At 41.5% G+C, this 22566-nt stretch carries 20 protein-coding genes; 4 read left to right on the top strand and 16 right to left on the bottom strand.

The genetic code is table 11. From position 1 onward, the window contains the following. Positions 1-107: 107 nt before the first annotated feature. Positions 108-977, bottom strand: a complete 870-nt coding sequence (locus tag DVW06_RS13845) for a class II fructose-bisphosphate aldolase (protein ID WP_003127374.1) — start codon at positions 975-977, stop codon at positions 108-110. 388 nt (positions 978-1365) lie between these two features. On the opposite strand from DVW06_RS13845, the gene DVW06_RS13840 reads away from it, so the two are divergent. Beyond that, positions 1366-1824 carry a YehR family lipoprotein gene (locus DVW06_RS13840; protein WP_003127373.1) on the top strand — a complete coding sequence of 153 codons (459 nt, stop codon included), beginning with the start codon at positions 1366-1368 and terminating at the stop codon, positions 1822-1824. A 368-nt stretch (positions 1825-2192) separates the two neighbouring features. On the opposite strand, the gene DVW06_RS13835 is transcribed toward DVW06_RS13840, so the two are convergent. The 12 genes from DVW06_RS13835 to DVW06_RS13780 form a co-directional block, all read right to left on the bottom strand. Beyond that, positions 2193-2552, bottom strand: a complete 360-nt coding sequence (locus DVW06_RS13835) for a PTS lactose/cellobiose transporter subunit IIA (protein ID WP_003127372.1) — start codon at positions 2550-2552, stop codon at positions 2193-2195. A gap of 1 nt (position 2553) precedes the next feature. Beyond that, positions 2554-2853 carry a PTS sugar transporter subunit IIB gene (locus DVW06_RS13830; RefSeq protein ID WP_003127371.1) on the bottom strand — a complete coding sequence of 100 codons (300 nt, stop codon included), beginning with the start codon at positions 2851-2853 and terminating at the stop codon, positions 2554-2556. Positions 2854-2898: 45 nt separating this feature from the next. Beyond that, on the bottom strand, positions 2899-4149 hold the full coding sequence (locus tag DVW06_RS13825) for a PTS sugar transporter subunit IIC (RefSeq protein WP_003127370.1): 1251 nt from the start codon (positions 4147-4149) through the stop codon (positions 2899-2901). A 15-nt stretch (positions 4150-4164) separates the two neighbouring features. Next, entirely contained in the window at positions 4165-4950 is a 786-nt protein-coding gene (locus tag DVW06_RS13820) for a tyrosine-protein phosphatase (RefSeq protein WP_137264764.1), read from the bottom strand. Between the two features lie 3 nt (positions 4951-4953). Beyond that, positions 4954-6831 (bottom strand): BglG family transcription antiterminator, encoded by a 1878-nt coding sequence (locus DVW06_RS13815; RefSeq protein WP_005471633.1) that lies wholly within the window; start codon positions 6829-6831, stop codon positions 4954-4956. Between the two features lie 397 nt (positions 6832-7228). After that, a complete protein-coding gene (locus tag DVW06_RS13810) occupies positions 7229-8833 on the bottom strand; it encodes a CTP synthase (protein ID WP_003127367.1) in 1605 nt (534 codons plus the stop codon). Positions 8834-9388: 555 nt separating this feature from the next. Continuing rightward, on the bottom strand, positions 9389-10729 hold the full coding sequence (glnA, locus tag DVW06_RS13805) for a type I glutamate--ammonia ligase (RefSeq protein WP_021149242.1): 1341 nt from the start codon (positions 10727-10729) through the stop codon (positions 9389-9391). A gap of 46 nt (positions 10730-10775) precedes the next feature. After that, positions 10776-11156, bottom strand: coding sequence for a MerR family transcriptional regulator (locus DVW06_RS13800; RefSeq protein ID WP_003127364.1), 381 nt, complete (start codon positions 11154-11156; stop codon positions 10776-10778). Between the two features lie 257 nt (positions 11157-11413). Continuing rightward, complete coding sequence (hflX, locus tag DVW06_RS13795) at positions 11414-12652, bottom strand: GTPase HflX (RefSeq protein ID WP_003127363.1); 1239 nt, start codon at positions 12650-12652, stop codon at positions 11414-11416. Further along, complete coding sequence (gene miaA / locus DVW06_RS13790) at positions 12649-13569, bottom strand: tRNA (adenosine(37)-N6)-dimethylallyltransferase MiaA (RefSeq protein ID WP_005471628.1); 921 nt, start codon at positions 13567-13569, stop codon at positions 12649-12651. Before miaA ends, hflX begins: the two co-directional genes overlap by 4 nt. After that, on the bottom strand, positions 13569-14312 hold the full coding sequence (locus tag DVW06_RS13785; protein WP_005471627.1) for a glycerophosphodiester phosphodiesterase: 744 nt from the start codon (positions 14310-14312) through the stop codon (positions 13569-13571). The genes miaA and DVW06_RS13785 overlap by 1 nt, the downstream gene beginning before the upstream one ends. A 312-nt stretch (positions 14313-14624) precedes the next feature. Beyond that, entirely contained in the window at positions 14625-15143 is a 519-nt protein-coding gene (locus DVW06_RS13780; protein ID WP_003127360.1) for a hypothetical protein, read from the bottom strand. Between the two features lie 179 nt (positions 15144-15322). Here DVW06_RS13780 and clpP point away from each other — a divergent pair, with 179 nt between their 5' ends. Beyond that, positions 15323-15913: an ATP-dependent Clp endopeptidase proteolytic subunit ClpP gene (clpP, locus tag DVW06_RS13775; RefSeq protein ID WP_003127359.1), complete on the top strand. Its 591-nt coding sequence runs from the start codon at positions 15323-15325 to the stop codon at positions 15911-15913. 83 nt (positions 15914-15996) lie between these two features. Here the strand turns inward: clpP and DVW06_RS13770 are convergent, their stop codons facing one another. The 3 genes from DVW06_RS13770 to DVW06_RS13760 all read right to left on the bottom strand — a co-directional run bounded on the left by DVW06_RS13770 (position 15997) and on the right by DVW06_RS13760 (position 20242). Next, complete coding sequence (locus DVW06_RS13770; RefSeq protein WP_003127358.1) at positions 15997-16539, bottom strand: gamma carbonic anhydrase family protein; 543 nt, start codon at positions 16537-16539, stop codon at positions 15997-15999. A gap of 215 nt (positions 16540-16754) precedes the next feature. Beyond that, on the bottom strand, positions 16755-18512 hold the full coding sequence (locus tag DVW06_RS13765; RefSeq protein WP_137264763.1) for an ABC transporter ATP-binding protein: 1758 nt from the start codon (positions 18510-18512) through the stop codon (positions 16755-16757). Then, a complete protein-coding gene (locus tag DVW06_RS13760) occupies positions 18509-20242 on the bottom strand; it encodes an ABC transporter ATP-binding protein (RefSeq protein WP_137264762.1) in 1734 nt (577 codons plus the stop codon). Before DVW06_RS13760 ends, DVW06_RS13765 begins: the two co-directional genes overlap by 4 nt. A 407-nt stretch (positions 20243-20649) precedes the next feature. Between DVW06_RS13760 and DVW06_RS13755 the strand changes: the two genes are divergently transcribed. Together DVW06_RS13755 and rnjA are read left to right on the top strand one after the other, a co-directional pair. Next, positions 20650-20862, top strand: a complete 213-nt coding sequence (locus tag DVW06_RS13755) for a DNA-directed RNA polymerase subunit epsilon (RefSeq protein WP_003127351.1) — start codon at positions 20650-20652, stop codon at positions 20860-20862. 2 nt (positions 20863-20864) lie between these two features. Then, complete coding sequence (gene rnjA, locus DVW06_RS13750) at positions 20865-22544, top strand: ribonuclease J1 (protein ID WP_003127349.1); 1680 nt, start codon at positions 20865-20867, stop codon at positions 22542-22544. Positions 22545-22566: the final 22 nt, after the last annotated feature.

Here is a 22566-nt window from a genome sequence, read left to right as displayed (position 1 = left end):
TTTGTGTGTATCATGCCAATTTTAGCATAGAACAGACAAAGAAAAAAGCAGGATTTCCCCACAAAAAAAGAACGATCACTTGTGATCGTTCTTTTGAACTGAAAGAATTAAGCTTTACCAGCTGAACCGAACCAGTCAATGTGTTCTTCTGCATCTTTGATGATTGCAGCTTTACCTGGTGCCAATAGTTTACGAGGGTCAAAACCTTTACCTTCTTGGTCTTTACCAGCTTCGATATATTCACGTGTTGCTTTTGCGAATGACAATTGGAATTCAGTATTTACGTTTACTTTAGAAACACCCATTGAAATTGCTTTTTCGATTTGTTCTTGAGGAATACCAGAACCACCGTGTAATACTAAAGGAACATCAGAACCTACAGCATCAGCGATTGCTTGTAAGTGGTCAAAAGCAAGTCCTTGCCAGTTTTCTGGGTATTGTCCATGAATGTTACCAATTCCGCAAGCTAGGTAATCAATACCAGTTGCAACCATTTGTTTACATTCTTCGATGTCTGCTAATTCACCAGCTCCGATGATGCCATCTTCTTCACCACCGATTGAACCAACTTCACATTCAACAGAAACGCCTTTAGCATGTGCTTTTTCAACAACTTCTTTAGCCAATTTCAAGTTTTCTTCGAATGGTAAATGAGAACCATCGAACATAACTGAAGTATAGCCAACTTCGATACATTCCATTGCTGCATCGTAGTCACCATGGTCTAAGTGAATCGCAACTGGAACAGTGATGTTCATTGATTCAACTAGATCACAGATAAGATCTTTAGCAAGTTTGTATCCGCCCATGTATTTTGCAGCACCCATAGAAGTTTGAATAAGAACTGGCGCTTTTTTCGCTTCAGCAGCTTCTAAAATCGCTTGAGTCCATTCTAAGTTATTTGTATTGAATCCACCTACTGCATATCCGCCTTGACGAGCAGCTTTTAAGAATTCAGCTCCTGATACTACTGGCATAAAAAATTCCTCCTAAGTTTTAAAAAACTTTATTTGTTAAGCAATGCTTAACCGACACTGCTATTTTAGCAAACATTTGCAGTATTTGCTACTAAAAGATGTAATTCTCTTTTCAATAAAAGATTGCACAAATTAAAAATTCTTTGCTTTTCATTTTCTTTTCTGAAAAAACTTTGTGAAACTAGCCTCTCGTCTTACATTTGTTTGCATACAATAACAAGAATACTTCTGAAAATTCGAGAAAAAATTCACGAACTTTTTCAACAATTTATCATTTTCCCGCTGACGATATGGATTGCCTATCGGACAAAAAAAGACTATTTGTTTTTGAGCATATGAATAGCTCTTGCAGGTGGAGTATACTATCATGAAAAAAAGGAGGGATAGAATGAAAAAAACAGTAGTGGGATTTATAGCGTTGTTGGGTATATTCTTTTTAGCAAGTTGCGGAGCAAATGGAGCGAGTCAAAAAACCAAGACATTCACGAATGAACAAAACGGAGTTCAAATGGAGTTGGTCTTCAATTACGAAGGTGACGAAGTGAAAAAGCAAACCGCCAACAATATCATGCCTTATTCTTCTGTTGGCGTATCTACGAAAGAGGAAGCAAAACAATTATTGGATCCGATCGCCAAACAGTATCAGGCAATCAAGGGTATCGATTATTCGCTTGATTACGGAGAAGATGCAGCAACCGAATCATTGACGATCGATTACAGTAATTTAGACTACGATGCGGCAAAGCAATTGCCAGGGGTCACATTTGAAGGTGATACTTCAAATGGCATCAGCATGGAACGAACGGAAAAAATGTTACTAGACCAAGGGTATACCTTGAAAAAATAAACTATTCCTTTGAGAAACGAGCGAATGTGGAATGGTCCTAGAAAGATCATCCCTACTGGCCCCTGAAAAAGGGGCTTTTTTAATGAAAACCAGCTTTCCCCCGTTTCTTCTTAACGGAAGAAATGGGGGAGCTGTTCTTCGTATGTTTCTTTTGCTTTTTTACTTCTTTGAACGAGTCCATGCATCCCATCCTCTCAAAGAGATAGTGCCATTTGCTTTGGTAATCCACTTTTCTTGCCTGCTCCGTTTTGAGACCAGCTTTTTTTATCTTTTTTCCTAGAAAAATGTTCCACCTGCCATAGACCAAGAAAAGACGTCCACGATTTCACTCGAATCGTCTCATCGTAGACGTCTTTCTTCTTTGATTGTTATTCTTTTGTGTTCAATGAAGAAATATGCTGATCAATCATCTGCTTTAGCCCATTTACTTCTTCATAAAGTAAATTGAACTCTTTGGCCAACTCACTCATAATATCTGCACTCATTAACAAGTCCTCGGCGTGACTCAATAACAACGACATCCAAACTTTATCACCTTGTGCTTCTTGCTGTACCAATTGCCGATGAGCAATATGCGCTTTGTGATAATGACTCTTGCCACTTTCAATCGCAGATAGGGCCTCTTTTGTTTGCTCTTTTCGCATTTGTTGAATACTTTCGAAAAAGCAACTTCTTGCCATCCCAGCTTCGGAAATAATTTGAAAACAAATTTGTTCTTTTTCTTCCATCTTACTCTCCTATCAATTCCAGCGCTTGTTCTAGTGCTTTTTGTCCGTCCATCATACCGTAAGTTCGCATATCAATAGAAGCTGTTGGGCAAGCCACTAACCCTTGAACTTCTGCTAAACGATAAGAAACCTGTGGACCTAATAACACACAATCTGCATCTTTAGCCACACTAGCTACCGATTCGATTGAAAATGCGTCAATCGATACTGGAATAGCTTTTTTTTGAGCTGCTTGTTTCATATTATTTACTAAGACACCAGTAGACATTCCACCAGCACAAACTAAAACGATCTTTTTCATCTTAAATCCCCCACTTAATTTTAATTTATAGGCTGTCAGTACTTGTTATGCTTGCGCAATTTTTCCTTCTTCTGCCAGTGCTGCTTTATCTTGCCAGCGCATGAAAGGAATATAAATCAGCACGCATAACACAAATTGGATCAGCTGAGCGATAATCCCTTGCCAGCCATTCGTTAAGAAACCGCCAAAAATGATTGGAAATCCTGTTGGGATATTGACGCCATTATGATAAGGCATAAAGCCAACAATCGTTAATAAATAAGCTGATAAAACAGAAACAGCTGGTGTTACCATAAGTGGTATCAACATCCTTATGTTCATCACCTGCGGAATCCCAAATTTGATTGGCTCTGAGATTCCAAACATAGAAGGAATCAATCCAATTTTCCCAACAGCTTTGAGCTGTTCTGATTTGCAACTGAAAATGGCTAATAAAGCTACTGCAAAGGAACGAGCGCCGCGATTGTTGAGTATAAAACCAATGGTAAACAAATGTGGCAATGGTTGGCCAGCACTATAGGCAGCCAAGTTGTCTAGCATAGGTTGATAAAAGACCAGCATCAACACTGGATAGACAGCTAATACACCATGGATACCGAAAAACCATAGGAATTCAATAAATGCCACAATAATCATGCAAGCAAACACATTGGCACCCAATAAGGTTAGCGGTGCTTGAACCCACGTGTAGATCATATCTGTTAACGTTCCATATGGAGTAGCTGCTATTACAACATAAATAATCCCCATGATCGTGGAAACAATCACTCCAGGAACGATTGCAGCAAAGGACTTATTGACAATTGGTGGGACTGAGTCTGGCATTTTGATTGTCAGATTCTTTTCCACACATAGAATATAAATCCTTGCACCTAGTATCCCGCCGAACATTGCAACGAACATTCCACTAGAACCCAGCGTCGAAAACTCGATCACTTTGGTCTCTTCGAATGTTGCGATGGGACTTAAAATCAAGAATGAAACTAAACTCATAATGCCAGCGTTTAATTGATCTGCATTCAAATGTTCCGCCAGTTTATAGCCAACTAAGAAGGCAACATAGACGGAAATGACATCGATGGTCATCGCATTGATTTGTGTCAACAATGATTTAAGACCTATTTGATCCATTATTTGTTGTGTATTGCCAATATCGATGGCATTGATTAAAGAAGCAATCGAACTGATCATCATAATCGGCATTAACCCCATCATGGCATTAGAGATCGCTTTCATATAAACATTATTTTGCACCTTAATTGCTCCCGCCAACACCTTATTCTTAAACGTATTCATAATATCCTCCTATCCTTAATTTTGTAAGTATTTTTCTCTTAACAAGCGGATTTTTTGTTGGGAAAAACCAAGTTTGTTGACCACATAGCCCTCAACTCCACCATAAGTTCCGATTCGCGCCAATGCATTCTGCAAAAAATGACGATCAGCTTCTTTAAAATAGCGCATCGCCTGAACAAAATCGGGATTATCGGTCTCTTGAAGCAACAGCTGCAGGCTTTTCTCATTTTTTTCTTTTTTGTATACATTGGTTAAGAGATAGTCATGCATCACATCTGCTTCACTGACGCCAAGTAGTAATTGAATGAGAGCGACGCCATAACCAGTGCGATCTTTCCCTCCACGGCAATGTTGGACGTTTGCCCCCTCTTCAGCTAAGTGAATTTCTAAGACTTCTCTATAAACGTCTTGACACTGTTTATTTTCAACAAATTCTTCATTCTGACGGATCATTAATTCTTTTGCCAGAGCCGCCGTCATTTTTTGGGGAGAAAGTGCACTTTCTTCATCATGTTCAGAAGAAGCTAGGGCAGCAATATCCGCAATGGGTGTCAAATAAAGAATCTCTGCATTACCGATCGGCCGATCTTCATTATTCAGTCTTTCCTTTTTATTTCGATAATCAATGATCTTACTGATTCCAAGTTGTACTAACTTTTCTTGATCTGCAGCTGTAATCTTGCTTAATTCATCAGAACGATAGAGTCGCCCACGTATGAGACGCTTTCCTTCTTTGTTACGGTAGCCGCCAAAATCGCGAAAATTGTATGCTCCTGATAGTTTGATTTTTTTGTCTGTCATAATCTACTCCTTTAAGTGATGGATAAATGTGATGAAGTCATTCGTCGCAATCAGTTCGTTCACTTTCTCAGATGATGTACATATTTTGATCAAATGATCGTTTAGCGACTTAGCCTTTAAATGGTCTTGCTCAGCAATGACTAGTAAGAAGACCAAACGAACCGATTGTTTATACCAAAATATTGGTTTCTTCAAATGGGCAACAGCAATCACTGTTTCCGATCCAATCAATACATTGGGGTGTGGAAAAGCAACCATCGGCAAGAAATCGGTTCCAAAAAAAGCTTCTCGTTCAAATACCAAAGCTTCAAAATTATTTGGCATCTGATATTGTTCGTTAATGCAATGACATAAAAAATGCAGCACTTCTTCTTTTGTTTCAAAGTCTTGGTCACAAATAAACAGCGGTTCCTTAAAGAAGGTCAAAAGTTTTTCAACGGTAAAAACAGTCGACAGTGCATCAGCTATTTTTTTGATCATTTCAGGCCGCATAAAATAGTCAAAACTCATTACAGGAATGGTTCCTTCATAAGGTAGATCGATTGATGAAAAGATAAAATCAAAGTCTTGTTCTTTTAGGAACTGAGCAAATTCATATTGATTACAAACCGTTACTTCTTTAATGTAATTTCGGAAATAGAATTCAAACTTTTCTTTTAAAAATGCATTGGCTGCTCTCCCCAGATCGTTTACAACTAAAATATACTTACGCTGCGTTTGTGAACTCTTCTTATTCAGGGCGACATCAAAGTGCATGGCTAAATAGCTAAGTTCATGATCGCTGATACGCTTATTGAAATGCGCAACGATTACTTGACCAGCAATAATAGCTAAATCGTATCCTACATTGCAATGGACTTTTACGTCATCTAACAGCGGGTTTTTCAGCTCAATTCCTAATTCGATTCGATCAATCAAAGGAACAAAGTGAAGCATCAGCATCGTCTGTAAGTCCAAATCTTGACTGAAGTCAATTTGTCTTCGGTTTTTGATTTTTTTTAGAACTTGCCTCACTAAGTCCGAAACTTCCTCTGAGACAACGTTTTTTTCATTTTTGGGAATGACCCGTTTCCCCACGATCTGACCAAGCACATAATTTCGCTCACATTCTGTAAAAAGAACACCGCATTCTTCTTCGATCCGCTTGACGATTCGCTTGCCTAATAATGATTGTTCAGCATTGGTTCTTCCTCCAATAGGCAGATTGCGATCCAAGTAGCGGCCGCTTTGCATTCGCATTACAGCGATTGCTAGGTGATTGACTAAGTTCGTCACTATAGCTTCTGAAATCGGATAAGCTTTTTGAGAAAACTCAGCTAAAATGATTGCTTGAATCTGTCGATGCAACTGCGATGGCGTCCCTTCACTAGAAGGTAATTGATGCAGTTGTTTAAGGTGTGTCTTTTGCAGATAATTGCTTGCCATAAAGCGACGTAAGTCGAATTCACTGCCGCAAAGCTTCATGCCGTAGTAAGGCTTTGTTTGGATGGATAAATTATAATGGCTTAAAATCCGTCGCAGTTTTTTGAGTTCTTGAGATAACTTGCTTTGTGAGATAAATAAGCGTTCACATAATAATTCTGACTTGATGTATTCGTCTTCTTGGACGAAGTACTCAATGATTTGTGTCACAAAATCTTCTTGAGGTGTGTTTTCTAAGCTACGTTGAAATAATTCATGATTGATTATTTGTAAAAACAAGCCACTTCCTTTCTTTCCTTGAATCACACAGCCATAAAGCGATTGGCTTTGATTGATTTTCTCCACATATCTACGAACTGTTTTCGTACTGACACCTACTTTTGCAGCGATCTCTTTGGTTGTCATAAACCCGTCTTGCTCTGAAAGAGCCCTGATCAACAATAAGCTTATTTTTTCCATCTTTCTCTCCCTCATTAATTAGTTTAGAGTCTATTGTAGTCAACCTCCATAGGTATATGGTCCCTTTTATTAGGGTCAATTTCTACAAGAAGTTTTATCTTTAATAGTTAGGAGTAGCTGAAAAGGCGTATCACTTCGGATGCTACTAAAAAAAGCACTAGCACTGGCTAGAACGGAAACACCCTTCAAAAGTTAACCCAAAAAACTAACTTTTGAAGGGTGTTTTATGAGAACGTTCCTTTATAAATGGGTCGAGTGATCCTGACTATATTTCCCCCACATTTATTTAGAGCGTACTCTTATGCTTAAAAAAAGGCTGTAGGCCTCCCTTTTCCGGGACATTGCCTACAACCTGAAACCAGCTCAACAGCTGGTTTTTAATCTGGTACTATATGTGTTACCCACGATTGTCTAATGATGCACCAACAAATGCTTTGATCAATCGTTGTGGACGTGTTGGTCGTGAAATCAATTCGGGATGGAATTGGCAACCCACAAAGAATTTATTTTCTGGAATCTCAACGATTTCAACTAAGCGATTGTCTGGTGAGACACCTGAGAAGACCATACCTTCTGCTTCAAAGATTTCGCGGTATTTATTATTGAATTCATAACGGTGACGATGACGTTCTTGTACGACTTCTTCTCCTTCATAGGCTGCAGCTGTTTTCGTTCCTTTTTTGACTTTACATGGATACAAGCCTAAACGTAGCGTACCGCCTAAGTTTTCAATATTTTCTTGATCTGCCATCAAATCAATGATGTTGTTTGCTGTATCGGGATCAGTTTCTGCCGAATTCGCATTTTCTAACCCAACGACATTGCGGGCAAATTCCACGCAGGCCATTTGCATTCCCAGACAAATCCCTAGGAATGGGACATCATTTTCACGAGCATACCGAATCGCTTCGATCTTGCCTTCGATTCCACGATCGCCAAAACCGCCGGGAACTAAGATACCGTCTGCATCCTGTAAGTATTCGGCAACATTGTCTTTCGTTAATTCATGGGCTTTGATCCAATCGATCGTAATGTCGGCATCATAAGCAAAACCAGAATGTTTCAATGCTTCAACAACAGACAGATACGCATCTGGCAATTCCACATATTTCCCTACCAATGCAATGCGGACTTTCTTTTTCAAGTTCAATACTTTTTCCTCTAATGCTTGCCATTCTGTCATATCAGCTACTGGCGCATTCAATTTCAAGTGATCACAAACGATTTGATCCATTCCTTGTGCTTGTAAAGCCAATGGGATCGAATAGAGTGTTTCTACATCTCGGGATTCGATAACCGCTTCAGGTGCAACATCACAAAATTGGGCCAATTTGTTTTTTGTTGATTGGGACACAGGTTGTTCAGTCCGAACCACTAGGATATTTGGTTGGATACCCAATCCTCGCAACTCTTTTACACTGTGTTGCGTTGGTTTGGTTTTCATTTCACCCGCTGCCTTTAAGTAAGGAATCAACGTTGTATGAATGTACATCACATTGTCCGAACCAACGTCAGCTTTCATTTGGCGCAACGCTTCTAGAAACGGCAACGACTCGATGTCGCCAACGGTTCCGCCGACTTCAGTGATGATGACATCTGAATCGGTCATTTTTGCTGCCCGCATGATTTTTTCTTTGATTTCATTGGTGATGTGCGGAATTACTTGGACAGTTGCTCCTAAGTATTCCCCTTTACGTTCTTTGCGCAAAACTTCTGAATAGATTTTTCCAGTCGTTACATTTGAGTATTTGTTCAAGTTGATGTCGATGAAACGTTCATAATGGCCTAAGTCCAAATCTGTTTCTGCACCATCATCGGTCACGAATACCTCACCATGTTGGTATGGGCTCATCGTTCCTGGATCAACATTGATGTAAGGATCAAACTTTTGGATCGTTACTTTTAAGCCACGATTCTTCAATAAGCGTCCTAGTGATGCTGCCACAATACCTTTACCGATCGAAGAAACCACACCGCCGGTTACAAAAATATATTTTGTCATAAACTGAAAAACTCCTTTTAAACTATTTTGCAGGAAAAGTACTTAGAAAATAAGAAAAGCTCCCTATCCATAAATGAATAGGGAGCGAAAATTCTAAATCACTTTCTGACTCTTTTTCAAGAGTGCCCAAACAGAATGATACAATCTTGCCTAGCAAAAGTCAAGCAAACTTTTCTCGAATCCTTTCTGGATGCGGATACATCGAAAAATCGCTGATTTCGATGAACATTCAATCGCTAAACTTCTTTCTTACTTTCTTAATGGATTCTTTGGGTCTGCTTGTCATAATGATTCTTGTAGAGGAAGCTCGGTGCTTTACTTGTTTTGTTACAAATGATCAGAAATCGTTTTCTTATCATTTTTGCGAAAACAAGGTGCAGGTTCGATTCCTGTCTTCTACTTTGAATAGATAACAGAACAAAACCGCTAGATTGGTTTTCTCTAGCGGTTTCTTTTTTTGTATCGGTTGTCACAGACGCTTCAATAGATTCTAAGGACCATCTTCCAATGACTTATTCGTTTGTTGCCTCTGCAGATCGAACGACTAGTAATTGATTAGTACAATTCAAGGTACTGCTCGCGTTCCCACTCAGAAACTGTTTGACGGAAAGCGGCCCATTCCAAACGTTTGGCTTCCACAAAGTTCGCAAAAATGTGTTTGCCCAATGCATCGATCATCACGTCATCTTTACGCAATTCTTTGATCGCATTGTGGATCGTTGATGGCAGGTCTTCGATTTGTGCTTCTGCACGTTCTTCTTCATTCATCACATAAATGTTGCGGTCCACTGCAGGCGGCGGTGTCAACTCACGACGGATACCATCTAAACCGGCTTGCAGCAAGACAGCCATTGCCAAATACGGATTAGCGGATGGATCAACGGAGCGCAATTCTAACCGGGTGGACAAGCCGCGAGATTCAGGAACACGAATCAGTGGTGAACGGTTGCGTCCTGACCAAGCAACATAAACCGGTGCTTCGTAACCTGGGACCAGACGTTTGTAAGAATTGACTGTTGGGTTGCAGACTGCTGTATAAGCACGGGCATGTTCAATCAAACCGGCTAGGAAATGATACGCCGTTTGGCTCAACTGCATTGGTCCTTCTTCATCAAAGAAGACATTTTCTTTTCCATTGAACAAGGACATATTGCAGTGCATACCTGACCCATTGATGCCATATAATGGTTTTGGCATAAATGTCGCATGCAAACCGTGTTTGCGGGCAATCGTTTTGACAACTAATTTGAAAGTTTGGATGTTATCGCACGCTTCTACCGCATCGGCATATTTAAAGTCGATTTCGTGCTGGCCTGGTGCTACTTCGTGGTGGGAGGCTTCTACTTCAAAACCAAGGCTTTCTAATTCTAATACGATATCGCGGCGGCAGTTCTCACCTAAGTCAGTCGGTGCAAAATCAAAATAGCCGCCTTTGTCATTTAGGTCTGTTGTGATTTCGCCATCTTCATCTAATTTGAAAAGGAAAAATTCCGGTTCAGGCCCAAGATTGAAAGAAGTAAAACCTAGAGATTCCATATCTGATAGTGACCGTTTTAAATTGCCGCGAGGATCGCCAGCAAATGGCGTGCCATCAGGGTTGTAGATATCACAAATCAAACGAGCGACTTTGCCATGCTCACTTTCCCATGGGAAAATCATCCAAGTAGATAAATCTGGGTAAAGGTACATATCACTTTCTTCAATCCGTACGAATCCTTCAATGGAGGAGCCATCGAACATCATTTTGTTCTCAAGTACTTTTTCCAATTGGCTAACTGGTACTTCTACATTTTTGATCGTTCCCAAGATGTCAGTAAACATCAAGCGCAAGAAACGTACATTCTCGTCTTTAACGATTTGTTTGATATCTTCGGCTGTTCTTTCAATTTTCGGCATAATATCCCTTCCTTTGACCTTTATTCTTTCGTGCCACAACATTGATCTACATTAGCGGACCTTTTTGTTGGAATGGCTGTTGTTGATTCAGACCACCTTGCGCTAGGAGTTCGTCATAAAAGATTCGACGAACATCTTCGTCAGTCAGTGGCGGTTTGTTCTTTGCTTCTTGTTCTTTGGCAATTTTCATCTCGTACACACGTTTGATCCCAGCCATATTCAAACCATCTGACAGATAGTCTTTGATTTCTAATAGCGTATCGATATCATTTAATGAATACATGCGTCGATTACCATCACTGCGTTCTGGATGGATCAGTTCTTGTTCTTCATAGTAACGAATTTGACGAGCCGTCAGATCCGTTAGTTTCATCACTGTTCCAATCGGAAAGACAGACATCGAACGCCGCAACTCTTTTTCCCGCATAACGTGGCGCCTCCCTCATTTAGATGATCCTGCATAACTTAATTGAAACTATACCAATTGTTTTTTCCACTGTCAACCCTTCATGTAAGAAAAAGTGACATAGACATTTATTTTTTTCTGTTTGGCAGAACAATCACTAGAAAACCATCCTTTTACTGGTCGAATGAAAAAAATTTCCAGTGGTAATCACTGAAAAAAAACTGCGTGCAGGTATTAGAATTCCCTACACACAGCTCGACCACTTCATTTCCTGAGCGTTACTCTTCAATTGTTGGATAGATCCCGGCAGAACCTGGCAATGCAAAACCTTTTAGGTGATAGGTTTGATCTTCCTCGTCAAAGTCATTGGTAAGCAAGAGTGTTTCCCGCTTCAAACGGCTCAATCGCTTGCCTTCATTGGCAGCTAAAACGGTTTGATAAGGCTGCATGATTTGCATGAGTTCCATTTTAATTGCTTGGATCAGTTGTTCTTTCCCTTTACTGCTCTTGGCAGAAATCAAAACATTGGGGAACAGCGTCGGCACAAATTGTTCTGGATCAATGCGATCAGCTTTATTATAGATCGTCAGAACTGGGACTTGCGTCAATGATAGTTCTTCCATCAATGCTAAAACTGTTTTTTCTTGCTGTTGCCGATCATGAGAACCAGCATCAACCACATGCAGCAGCAGATCCATATTTTGACTCTCTTCTAATGTAGAATGAAAGGCATCGATCAATTGTGTCGGCAGTTCTTGAATAAAGCCGACAGTATCGGTAACGGTCACTTCCAATCCTTCCGGCAACCGCCAACGCTTTGTCAAAGGATCTAACGTCGCAAACAGTTGGTCTTGCTCATAGGTATCCGCACTAGTCAATAAATTCAAAATCGTTGATTTCCCAGCATTGGTATACCCGATCAAACCGATCTGAAAGACTTGACTGTCGCGGCGTTTCTGACGGGTACGATCACGATGAGCAGCGACTTCCTTCAACTCTCGTTTAATGATCGTGATCCGATTACGGATATGGCGTCGATCCGTCTCCAGTTTGGTTTCTCCTGGTCCTCTCGTTCCAATACCGCCCCCCAGACGGGACATATTTTTCCCTTGTCCGATCAATCGAGGCAGCAAATAATCTAATTGTGCCAGCTCTACTTGCAGTTTTCCTTCTTTTGAACGAGCGCGCATAGCAAAGATATCTAAAATCAATTGGACACGATCAATAACTGGCGCCCCTAATTCTTCACCAATCAACTGGCTTTGTCGGGGTGTCAATTCATGATTGAAAATCACCAAATCAGCTTCATGGGCATCCACTAACTGTTGCAGTTCCGCCAATTTTCCTTTTCCGATCACTGTTTGCCGATCAACTTGCGGCCGTTTTTGGATCAGTGAAAAAATCACCTCTCCGTTTGCTGTTTTGGTCAAACTTTTCAATTCATTCATTGAGGACGCAAAGGTCGAATAATTTCGTTCTGTTTCTACGCCAACAAGGATTACGCGTTCTTGTGTCATTCCTTCTCCTCCAACCATTGGTCGATCGCTTTTTCGATCGAAGATACGTCCTCAGGATGCTGGACAAGATCGACCCATCTAGGAGCGAGACGATTCTTGAACCAAGTCAGTTGCCGTTTGGCGTACCTGCGAGACTGTTGTTTGATTTGTGCGACCGTTTCTTCTAATGAACATGTACCGGCAAAATAAGGGGCAAATTCTTTGTACCCGATTCCTTTTGCTGCTTGGGTCTCAGGATGGATCAGCACCTGTTGTGCTTCCGCAACCAAACCTGCTTCCACCATTTGATCGACTCGCTGATCAATACGCTGATACAACAACTGTCGGTCTGTGGAAAGCCCAATCATAAAATAATCGTATACCGCTTCCGGTGCAGTAGTCGGGGCTGCAATGCTTATTCCCGTTGTTTCCAAGACTTCCAACGCGCGGATCACTTTACGTTCATTGTTGTAATGGATCTTTGCTGCGGCTAAAGGATCTAATACCTGCAACTTTTGCCATAGTGCTTCTTTGCCAATTCTTGCTGCTTCTTGCTGGTAGCGCTGCCGAACGGAAGGATCACTTTCCTCAGCGGCTCCTAATTGATAGTCATAGAGTAAAGCCTGGATGTACAATCCGGTTCCCCCTGCTACGATAGGCAGATGACCTCGTTGATGGGTGGCCGTGATCAACTCACGGGCTTCTTTTTGAAATTCTGCCACAGAATAGGATTCATGGCTGTCGCGAATATCGATCAGATGATGAGGGATTCCTTGCATTTCTGCAGCTGTTACCTTGGCTGTCCCAATATCTAAGCCACGATAGATCTGCATGGAGTCGCCGCTGATCACTTCTCCCTGATACTTTTTCGCCAGTTCGATGCTTAAGGCCGTTTTTCCAACCGCAGTCGGTCCGACTACCACAATCACTTTTTCCATCAATGAGCTTCCTCCTGAACCTTCCTTTGGACTTCCCGGACTCGCTCAGGAAAATTGGTAATAATTCCCGTGACCCCTACTGCAAGACAGTGACGAATTTCTGCTTCTGTATCGACTGTCCAAGGACGAATGGCAATCGGATAATCCGCGATCTGTTCCTCATGTTTCTTGACCCACTCATAGGCAGGATGAATCCCTTCAATGTAAGGGCGCGACAATGCTAACGGAGGTTTCGCCTCCGATTTTCCCATAATAAAGTCAAAGGTTGCTTGCGGTTCAATCGCATACAATCGATCCAATGTGTCAACATTGAATGAACAATACCAATGAGTAAAGGGCCAGCTTTGACTGGCTAACAATTCAGATACTTTCTTTTCGATCCCTTGATACTCGTAATGGTCTGTTTTCAATTCAATCGTTAAAATACCACGATAATTCTTTGCTGCTAAAAGATCGAGGACTTCCTTCAACGTCGGCACTTTTGTGGCGGCATAATCTTCTGAGAACCAGCTGCCGGCATTCAATTCTTTTAGTTCTGTCAGCGTTTTATCACAAATTCGGCCTTTGCCGTTCGTAGTGCGATCGACTGTTTCATCATGCATTACGATCAGGTGACCATCCTTTGATAGATGAACATCTAGTTCAATGATATCGGCTTTGACCCGAACTGCTTCTGCAAAGGCTGGTAACGTGTTCTCTGGACGGTCTCCACTACTGCCACGATGGGCAACGATTTGTACCATTTGTTTCACTCCAATCTTTTTCTATTTTACCACGGAACCCCATAGAACCAAACTCCTACTCCTTGTGCCATCCTCATTTTCTAAAGGCATCGCTAGGATTTGTATATATCAGAGAATCGACAAAAAAAGAGGCTATGACAGAAGTTTTTCCACAAAATGATCCTCCCAACAATCATGAAATTGCTCCTACTCTGCAGCAGGTCTTCATCAAATACACGATGGAGAGCGCAATTCCGTTCACGTCCTTCGGATCATCTCGTTGCAACTTCTGTCACAGACTCAATGTTATAGCCCCATTCTCGATTGACTCGACTATAATGGTTTAGAAAAATAAGTTAATGGTTCATTGGTCAAATTTTTCATTTGCGTTTTGCGCTCATTGACCATTTCAGTCAGTGTATCCAAGAAATTCTCCATGATGACACGACCGCCTTTATACGTATAACCGCCGATCTTCACCGTTTCTTCTGGTGAAAGGATCACTCTGCGGGTACCGATTTTCTTGAAAAATTCTTCTAAAAAATAATTCGGCAAATAAAAGTTATTCTGTGCGGCAAAAGACTGTAAATAAGCAAAATCATCGATCGTTATATAACAGTCATCGAAAGCATCGAAACTGACATATTCGTCCATCAGGATCACCCGTTTTTGTAAAATTTCGCTGATTTTCCTGTTCAATTGGAGAAGTGTCTCGATTTCTTTGACTTTATGCTCCAACAGCCGTCGCCGTTTTTCTTTTTGTTCATCGTAACGAATTCTGAGATTGAAGATGATCGTTACTAATAAGGCGCCTACTAATACGCCGATAAAACCTGCAATCGCTACTGCCATTTTCTTCTGACCCTTTCATGCTTACTTTCTTTTTATTGTATCATAATTTAAAAGAGAGGCAAAAAAGATAACGAACTTTTTATTTGACCTTTATTGACCTAATGGGTATACTTACTTTTAGATATTGCAAAAACTTTGTGCTAAACTATATCTATATCGATTTTTAGGAGGACTAAAAAATGAATTTAATTCCTACAGTCATTGAACAATCATCTCGTGGCGAAAGAGCCTATGATATCTATTCTCGTCTATTAAAAGACCGCATCATTATGTTAAGTGGTCAAGTAACAGATGATTTAGCCAATTCGATCATCGCCCAACTTTTATTCTTGGATGCACAAGATTCTGAAAAAGATATCTACTTGTACATCAACTCACCAGGCGGAAGCGTCACAGCCGGACTAGCAATCTTTGATACCATGAACTTCATCAAAGCAGACGTGCAAACGATCGTTATGGGGATGGCTGCCTCAATGGGTTCATTCTTATTGACAGCTGGTGAAAAAGGCAAACGCTTTGCTTTGCCAAATGCTGAGATCATGATCCACCAACCATTAGGTGGCGCACAAGGACAAGCAACAGAGATCGAAATCGCAGCTCGTCACATTTTGCAAACTCGCGAACGCCTAAACAAAATCTTGTCTGAGCGAACAGGTCAACCAATCGAAGTCATCGAAAAAGACACAGACCGTGATAACTTCATGACTGCTCAAGAAGCAAAAGATTACGGCTTGATCGACGAGATCATGGAATCAAACAGCTTAAAATAATTCATCCATCAAAAAACCAGCTGTGCTGAAGCACGCTGGTTTTTTTGCGTCATTAAACGAGATCCGATTGACTTCGCTTGCCATTAATAAACATATTTCCCTTGCAAGTAGTCTTTTCCCAAGGAAACATAATGGGCGATATTGGCTTTGTTTTTGGCAATTTCTTCCTCTGTCAACGGACGAATCACTTTAGCAGGACGTCCAAAAGCCAGCACATTGGGCGGAATGATCGTTCCTTGAGTAACTAAAGAACCGGCACCAATCAAACTGTTTTCACCGATAACTGCATGGTTCAAAACAATGGAACTCATGCCGATTAAGGCCCCTTTTTCAATCTTACAGCCATGAAGCATGCACTGATGACCGACAGTCACATCTTCTGCAATGATCGTGGGTGCATCATGATCCACATGAATGATCGTCCCATCTTGAATATTGGTCCGCTCACCTACTCGAATATAATTTGCATCTCCCCGCAAAACTGCTTGGAACCAGACAGTCGCCTCACTGCCGATGGTGACATCTCCGACGACAGTCGCATTTGGCGCGATAAAGTTTTGCGTACTAGCAGTTTCTGCGTTTAGTTGATTTCGTTTTTGGCTATTTGTCTCTTTTTTCCGATCCATTGTTAAACTCCTTTAGGATTTTTCTTTCTCCACTACACTTTACTACTACACTTTACTACTATACTTTACTACTATACTACTCTATTCCTGTACCCATGATACCATGAATAACTATGAAAACCACGAATCAGTCCGTAAGAGAACAGCGACTATATGCGGATATCTTCACACTTCATACAAAAAAAAGAGTGCGGCTGACACCACACTCTTTTGACCTATTCTGCTTCTTCTGAAAACTGACTCTGATAAAGCTGACTGTAAAATCCCCCAGCTGCCAGTAGTGTTTCATGATTGCCTTTTTCTATGATTGCTCCTTGATCCATGACTAAGATCAAATCGGCTTCCCGAATCGTAGACAACCGGTGAGCAATGACGAAACTGGTTCGTCCTTCCATCACTTTGTCCATCGCTTTTTGGATCAACGCTTCGAGCCGTGTGTCCACAGAGCTTGTTGCTTCATCTAAGATCAATATTTTCGGATTAGAAATGACTGCTCGAGCAATCGTCAAGAGTTGTTTTTGACCAAGCGAGATATTATCCCCTTCGGAATTGATAAACATCTCATAACCGTCCGGCATCGTCCGGATGAAATGATCCACATTGGCTGTTTTAGCTGCATCGACCACTTCATAATCGGTCGCATCTAACTTACCAAAACGAATATTGTCTCCGATCGTTCCTTCATACAACCAAGCATCTTGCAGAACCATGCCGAATAACGAACGGACATCGCTGCGGGCCATTTTCTTCGTATCAATACCATCAATCTTGATCGCCCCTTCGTTGACATCGTAGAAACGCATCAACAAATTGATCAATGTGGTCTTTCCGGCTCCAGTTGGTCCGACGATCGCTACCGTCTGACCAGCTTTCACTTCAAAGTTCAAATCTTTGATCAGCGGTTTCTTCGGATCATAGGCAAAACCGACATGTTCAAATTGAACATCCCCATGAAATTCCGCTGGCAATGGAATATCTGTTTGGTTGACTGGTTCTTCCGGTTCATCCAAAATCTCAAAAGCCCGTTTTGCAGCTGCCGAAGCACTTTGTAAGACAGAGGAAAGCTGGGTAATATTCCCCATTGGCTGACTCACTTGCCAAATGTATTGGATAAAGGCTTGCAGTTGCCCTACCACGATCACACCGCCAATTACATAGAAACTTCCCATAACTGCCATAGCAATATACGTAAAGTAGGCAGTCATTTGAACTAACGGCATCATCAATCCCGAGACGAAGGCCGAACGGAAGCCGTAATAGCGCAGTTGGTGATTGACTTTTTTAAAGCCGTCAAGTGTTTGTTTTTCTCGTCCATAGACTTTCAATACACTGAAACCAGTCATATTTTCCTGAACATAACCGTTCAAGTCTCCTAATGCATTTTGCATGCCTTGGAAGTCTTTTTGCGATTTCTTGACGATCGTTCTTGAAATGATCAATGACGTTGGAATCATGATCAATGCGATCAACGCCATAAACGAATTGATATAAAACATCATCGCTACCGCCATGATGATTCCTAGAAAGGCATTGACGATCCCGATCAAGGCTTGCTGCATCGCACCACTGACTGCATCCACATCGTTCGTTACCCGTGACAAGATATTTCCTTGCTGATTTTTGTCAAAATATGAAACAGGCAAGCGGTTGATCTTTTCTTCAATGTCTTGACGTAAATCACGCATCGCAGATTGAACGACATTTGTGATCAAAAGCCCTGACATTAATTGTGAGAAACAATACCCTACACCGACAACGGTGATCCAGATCAAACAAACGATGATGTAATCAAAATTCAGCGGCTCTCCCGCTGCAATATTCCGACTGATCTCTGTTGTAGGCAATCCGGACACATACGGCAATGCCGCGTTAAAGCCAACTGTAGCGACAGTAAAAAGTAAGACTAAAATAAAGGAGACTTTGTAGGGTTTGATGTAGCGCCCTAAACGTTTTAAAGAAGAGAATGCTTTCATTGTGCCAACTCCTCCTCTGATAATTGTGATGCTGCAATGTCGTAATAAACCGAGCAGTTTTCCAACAGTTCTTTGTGGGTGCCGATACCAACTACATCGCCTTCATTCAACACAATGATTTTATCCGCGTGCATGATCGTCCCCACACGTTGCGCCACGATCAAAACAGTTGATTCGGTCGTTTCTTTTTTCAAACGCGCCCGTAATTTGGCATCGGTTTGATAATCCAGTGCAGAAAAACTATCATCAAAAATATAGATCTCGGGACGACGGATCACCGCACGAGCGATCGCCAGCCGTTGTTTCTGACCACCAGAAAAGTTCGTGCCTCCTTCTGCTAGACGTGCATCAAAGCCATCCGGTGTTTTAGCAATAAAATCAGCTGCTTGTGCGATCTCAACCGCACGTTCTAAGTCCGCTTGTGTCGCATCTTCTTTCCCATAGCGCAGATTTTCTGCGATCGTTCCAGTGAACAGCAACGCTTTTTGGGGAATAAATCCGATCTTATTTCTCAAAGCGGACAAGCTGTACTCGCGAACATCGATCCCATCAATCAAAACCTGTCCTTTTGTGACATCATAAAAACGAGGGATCAATTGGATCAATGTTGATTTCCCGCTTCCAGTACTGCCGATGAAAGCAACTGTTTCACCAGGAGAAGCAGTAAAACTAACATTGCGGATCACAGGACTCTCAGCATGTCCCGGATAGGCAAATGTCACATTCTTAAATTCCATATATCCTTTGGTCTTGCCTTCTGTCACTGGCTGTTCGGCTTCCACGATTTCTGAAGTCATATCCAATGCCTCCTGAATCCGTCGGGCTGAGACCGCTGCACGTGGATACATCGTAAATATAGTCGCAAACAACATGAATGAGAATAGAGCATGGAAGATGTATTCGATAAAAGCAATCAAGTCACCGACTTGCAGTTGCCCATTTTCGATTTGAATACTTCCTGACCAAATGATCAGTACCATCACGATATTGAATAAGAAGAAAAAGCCCGGCTGTGCTGTCGCCATCAAACGGAACAAGCTGCGAGAGCTGGATGCATACGCTTGATTGACTTTGCTAAAGCGTTTCTCTTCAAATTTCTCATTTACGAACGCACGGATGACCCGTAAACCAGACAAGTTTTCCCGCAAAATACCATTGATCTTATCCAAATTGGCTTGCTGCTTGTTAGACAACGGCTCGGAAATCTTTGCGATGGCTATCACAGCAATCAACAAGATCGGCAGTGCCCCTAACACATACATCCCTAATTTTGTACTTGTCCGCATGACCATATACAAACTGACCGCAAACATCATCGGCGTCATCAATCCAATCCGCAGAATATTCTGCAAGAACAACATGATTTGATATGCATCATTGGTCACCCGAGTAATCAAGGATGAAACACCGATTTTTTCATATTCCGTATGTGAATAACCTTGCACCTTTTCAAAAAGATCATCTCGAACATCTGCTACGATATTCGTTGTGATTCTTGAGGTAAAGTACCCTAACATAATATTCATTGCGATCCCTGTCAAAGTAATAGCAATCATTGCCATTCCCATCTTCCAGATATACTCTCGGTCACCATTTCGAATACCGACATCGATCATTCGAGCCAGCAATGTGGGTAATCCTAGTTCAATCAAAATAAATCCAAACACACAGATGAAATTAAAAACCAACAGTTTTTTATTGCGCATTGTGTAATGCCACATTAATTTCAAAAAAGCCCCTCCTTTTTTTACACATTATTTTTACTATATCATAGTCCCAATTTCAAGTAACCCACTTCCCGAAGAAAAAAAGGAGATATTTTAAAGTATTTTTTTAAGGATGACCAAGGGAAGCCCTTTCAAACCAACTAGTTTCTATACTTATTTACTTTTCTATGATAAACTAATACTACTTGTAATGGAACGATTTACAAAAACCGGTGAATTTTTTATGACAACATTTGGAAAGCAAAGACGAGGCTTTCTCTTTTTTCTCACAACGATTGTCTGGAAAAAGCATGTAGCGGTCCACTGACGACCCCCACTTTTCAGGTCACTTATCTAGGGCCTTGATTTTGTGATGCACCGAATCGAACAAAACGATAAACTACTGCATTAGCAGATAAAGGAGAATTTGTATGATTTACAAAGTTTACTATCAAGAAACAAAAGACCGCAACCCAAAAAGAGAACAAACCCATTCCCTGTACATTGACGCAGAAAGCGCGGTTGCTGCACGCCGTACAGTCGAACAAAACACCCCATATAACATCGAGTTTATTCAAGAACTTGATGAAAAACATCTTGCGTATGAAAAAGAGAACGCTGATTTCAAATTAGCGGAGTTTTAATAATGAAAGTTTCTCTAAAAAATAATGAAACTGGCGTATTCGGCGTCGGCGGACTAGGCGAGATCGGAAAAAACTGTTATGGGGTTCAATTCCAAGACGAGATCATCTTGATTGATGCCGGGATCAAATTCCCGGAAGATGAACTACTTGGAATCGACTATGTGATTTCCGATTATAGCTACATTGTCCAAAACATCACGAAAGTCAAAGGGTTAGTCATCACTCATGGTCATGAAGATCATATTGGTGGTATTCCTTACCTTCTGCGTGAAGCAAATATCCCAATCTATGCTGGTCCATTAGCATTGGCTTTGATTACCAACAAGTTGGATGAACACGGGTTACTGCGAGATGCTACATTACATGAGATCAATGAAGATACCGTGATTCGCTTCCGCAAAACATCGGTCAGCTTTTTCCGAACGACCCACAGTATTCCTGATGCGCTAGGCGTTGTGGTGAAAACACCTTCGGGAAATATCGTAGCAACTGGTGACTTTAAGTTCGATTTCACACCCGTGGGCGAACCAGCAAACCTACACAAAATGGCCAGAATCGGAGAAGAAGGTGTGCTATGCCTCCTTTCTGACAGTACCAATGCTGAGATTCCGACCTTTACCAAGTCAGAAAAAACGATTGGTAGTTCGATCCGCAAGATTTTCGAAAAAATCGAAGGCCGGATCATCTTTGCCAGCTTCGCTTCCAATATTTTCCGTTTGCAACAAGCAGCAGATGCTGCGGTTGCCACAGGTCGTAAGATCGCTGTCTTCGGTCGAAGTATGGAAAATGCGATCGTTAATGGGCAGCGCTTAGGTTATATCAAAGTCCCTGACGGTACATTTGTCGAATCTCATGAGATCAATCGCTTACCAGCTAATGAAACCATGATCCTATGTACTGGCTCTCAAGGGGAACCAATGGCAGCCCTTAGTCGGATCGCCAATGGTACTCATCGACAAATTCAGATCCATCCAGACGATACGGTCATTTTCTCTAGTTCACCGATCCCTGGAAATACGACTAGTGTCAACCACTTGATCAACTTGCTGTTAGAAGCAGGTGCACATGTGATCCACGGGAAATTGAATAATATCCATACCTCGGGACATGGTGGTCAAGAAGAACAAAAATTGATGCTTCGTTTGATGAAGCCTAAGTTCTTTATGCCGGTCCATGGAGAGTTCAGAATGTTGAATATCCATACCCAACTGGCACAAGATGTCGGCGTTCCAAAAGAGAACTGTTTTATTATGGAAAACGGTGATATGCTGGCGTTAACTGCAGATTCTGCTCGTCGAGCAGGTCATTTCAATGCGGGTGATGTCTATGTTGATGGTAGTGGAATTGGCGACATCGGTAACGTTGTCTTACGAGACCGTCGTATCTTATCAGAAGAAGGCTTAGTGCTAGCCGTAGCCACCGTCGACTTGACGAAAAAAGAAGTCTTAGCAGGACCAGACATTCTTTCCCGCGGATTCGTCTATATGCGGGAATCTGGCGAGATGATCAATGAAGCACAACAGATCCTGTTCCGTGCCCTCAGAGAAGTCTTGAACCAGCCAGATCCTAGCGAACATAAAATGCGAGAAGCCATGTCAGCTGCTTTGCAACCCTTCTTATTTGAAAAAACAGAACGTCACCCAATGATTCTTTCGATGATCATGACACCTGACGACCACTAACAAAAAAACTCGACCAAACCCT

This window comes from Enterococcus sp. ARL09-542 (assembly GCF_005234805.1).
In the GTDB taxonomy this organism is placed as follows: domain Bacteria; phylum Bacillota; class Bacilli; order Lactobacillales; family Enterococcaceae; genus Enterococcus_D; species Enterococcus_D gallinarum.
The sequence above is the reverse complement of the archived record's forward strand: the minus strand, read 5'-3'. Positions and strand labels throughout refer to the sequence as shown.

Bases quoted from the DNA above. Each gene is read 5' to 3' on its own strand.
- DVW06_RS13845 (WP_003127374.1), bottom strand. From the start codon at position 977: ATGCCAGTAGTATCAGGAGCTGAATTCTTAAAAGCTGCTCGTCAAGGC.
- DVW06_RS13840 (WP_003127373.1), top strand. From the start codon at position 1,366: ATGAAAAAAACAGTAGTGGGATTTATAGCGTTGTTGGGTATATTCTTT.
- DVW06_RS13835 (WP_003127372.1), bottom strand. From the start codon at position 2,552: ATGGAAGAAAAAGAACAAATTTGTTTTCAAATTATTTCCGAAGCTGGG.
- DVW06_RS13830 (WP_003127371.1), bottom strand. From the start codon at position 2,853: ATGAAAAAGATCGTTTTAGTTTGTGCTGGTGGAATGTCTACTGGTGTC.
- DVW06_RS13825 (WP_003127370.1), bottom strand. From the start codon at position 4,149: ATGAATACGTTTAAGAATAAGGTGTTGGCGGGAGCAATTAAGGTGCAA.
- DVW06_RS13820 (WP_137264764.1), bottom strand. From the start codon at position 4,950: ATGACAGACAAAAAAATCAAACTATCAGGAGCATACAATTTTCGCGAT.
- DVW06_RS13815 (WP_005471633.1), bottom strand. From the start codon at position 6,831: ATGGAAAAAATAAGCTTATTGTTGATCAGGGCTCTTTCAGAGCAAGAC.
- DVW06_RS13810 (WP_003127367.1), bottom strand. From the start codon at position 8,833: ATGACAAAATATATTTTTGTAACCGGCGGTGTGGTTTCTTCGATCGGT.
- glnA (WP_021149242.1), bottom strand. From the start codon at position 10,729: ATGCCGAAAATTGAAAGAACAGCCGAAGATATCAAACAAATCGTTAAA.
- DVW06_RS13800 (WP_003127364.1), bottom strand. From the start codon at position 11,156: ATGCGGGAAAAAGAGTTGCGGCGTTCGATGTCTGTCTTTCCGATTGGA.
- hflX (WP_003127363.1), bottom strand. From the start codon at position 12,652: ATGACACAAGAACGCGTAATCCTTGTTGGCGTAGAAACAGAACGAAAT.
- miaA (WP_005471628.1), bottom strand. From the start codon at position 13,569: ATGGAAAAAGTGATTGTGGTAGTCGGACCGACTGCGGTTGGAAAAACG.
- DVW06_RS13785 (WP_005471627.1), bottom strand. From the start codon at position 14,312: ATGGTACAAATCGTTGCCCATCGTGGCAGTAGTGGAGACCGTCCAGAG.
- DVW06_RS13780 (WP_003127360.1), bottom strand. From the start codon at position 15,143: ATGGCAGTAGCGATTGCAGGTTTTATCGGCGTATTAGTAGGCGCCTTA.
- clpP (WP_003127359.1), top strand. From the start codon at position 15,323: ATGAATTTAATTCCTACAGTCATTGAACAATCATCTCGTGGCGAAAGA.
- DVW06_RS13770 (WP_003127358.1), bottom strand. From the start codon at position 16,539: ATGGATCGGAAAAAAGAGACAAATAGCCAAAAACGAAATCAACTAAAC.
- DVW06_RS13765 (WP_137264763.1), bottom strand. From the start codon at position 18,512: ATGAAAGCATTCTCTTCTTTAAAACGTTTAGGGCGCTACATCAAACCC.
- DVW06_RS13755 (WP_003127351.1), top strand. From the start codon at position 20,650: ATGATTTACAAAGTTTACTATCAAGAAACAAAAGACCGCAACCCAAAA.
- rnjA (WP_003127349.1), top strand. From the start codon at position 20,865: ATGAAAGTTTCTCTAAAAAATAATGAAACTGGCGTATTCGGCGTCGGC.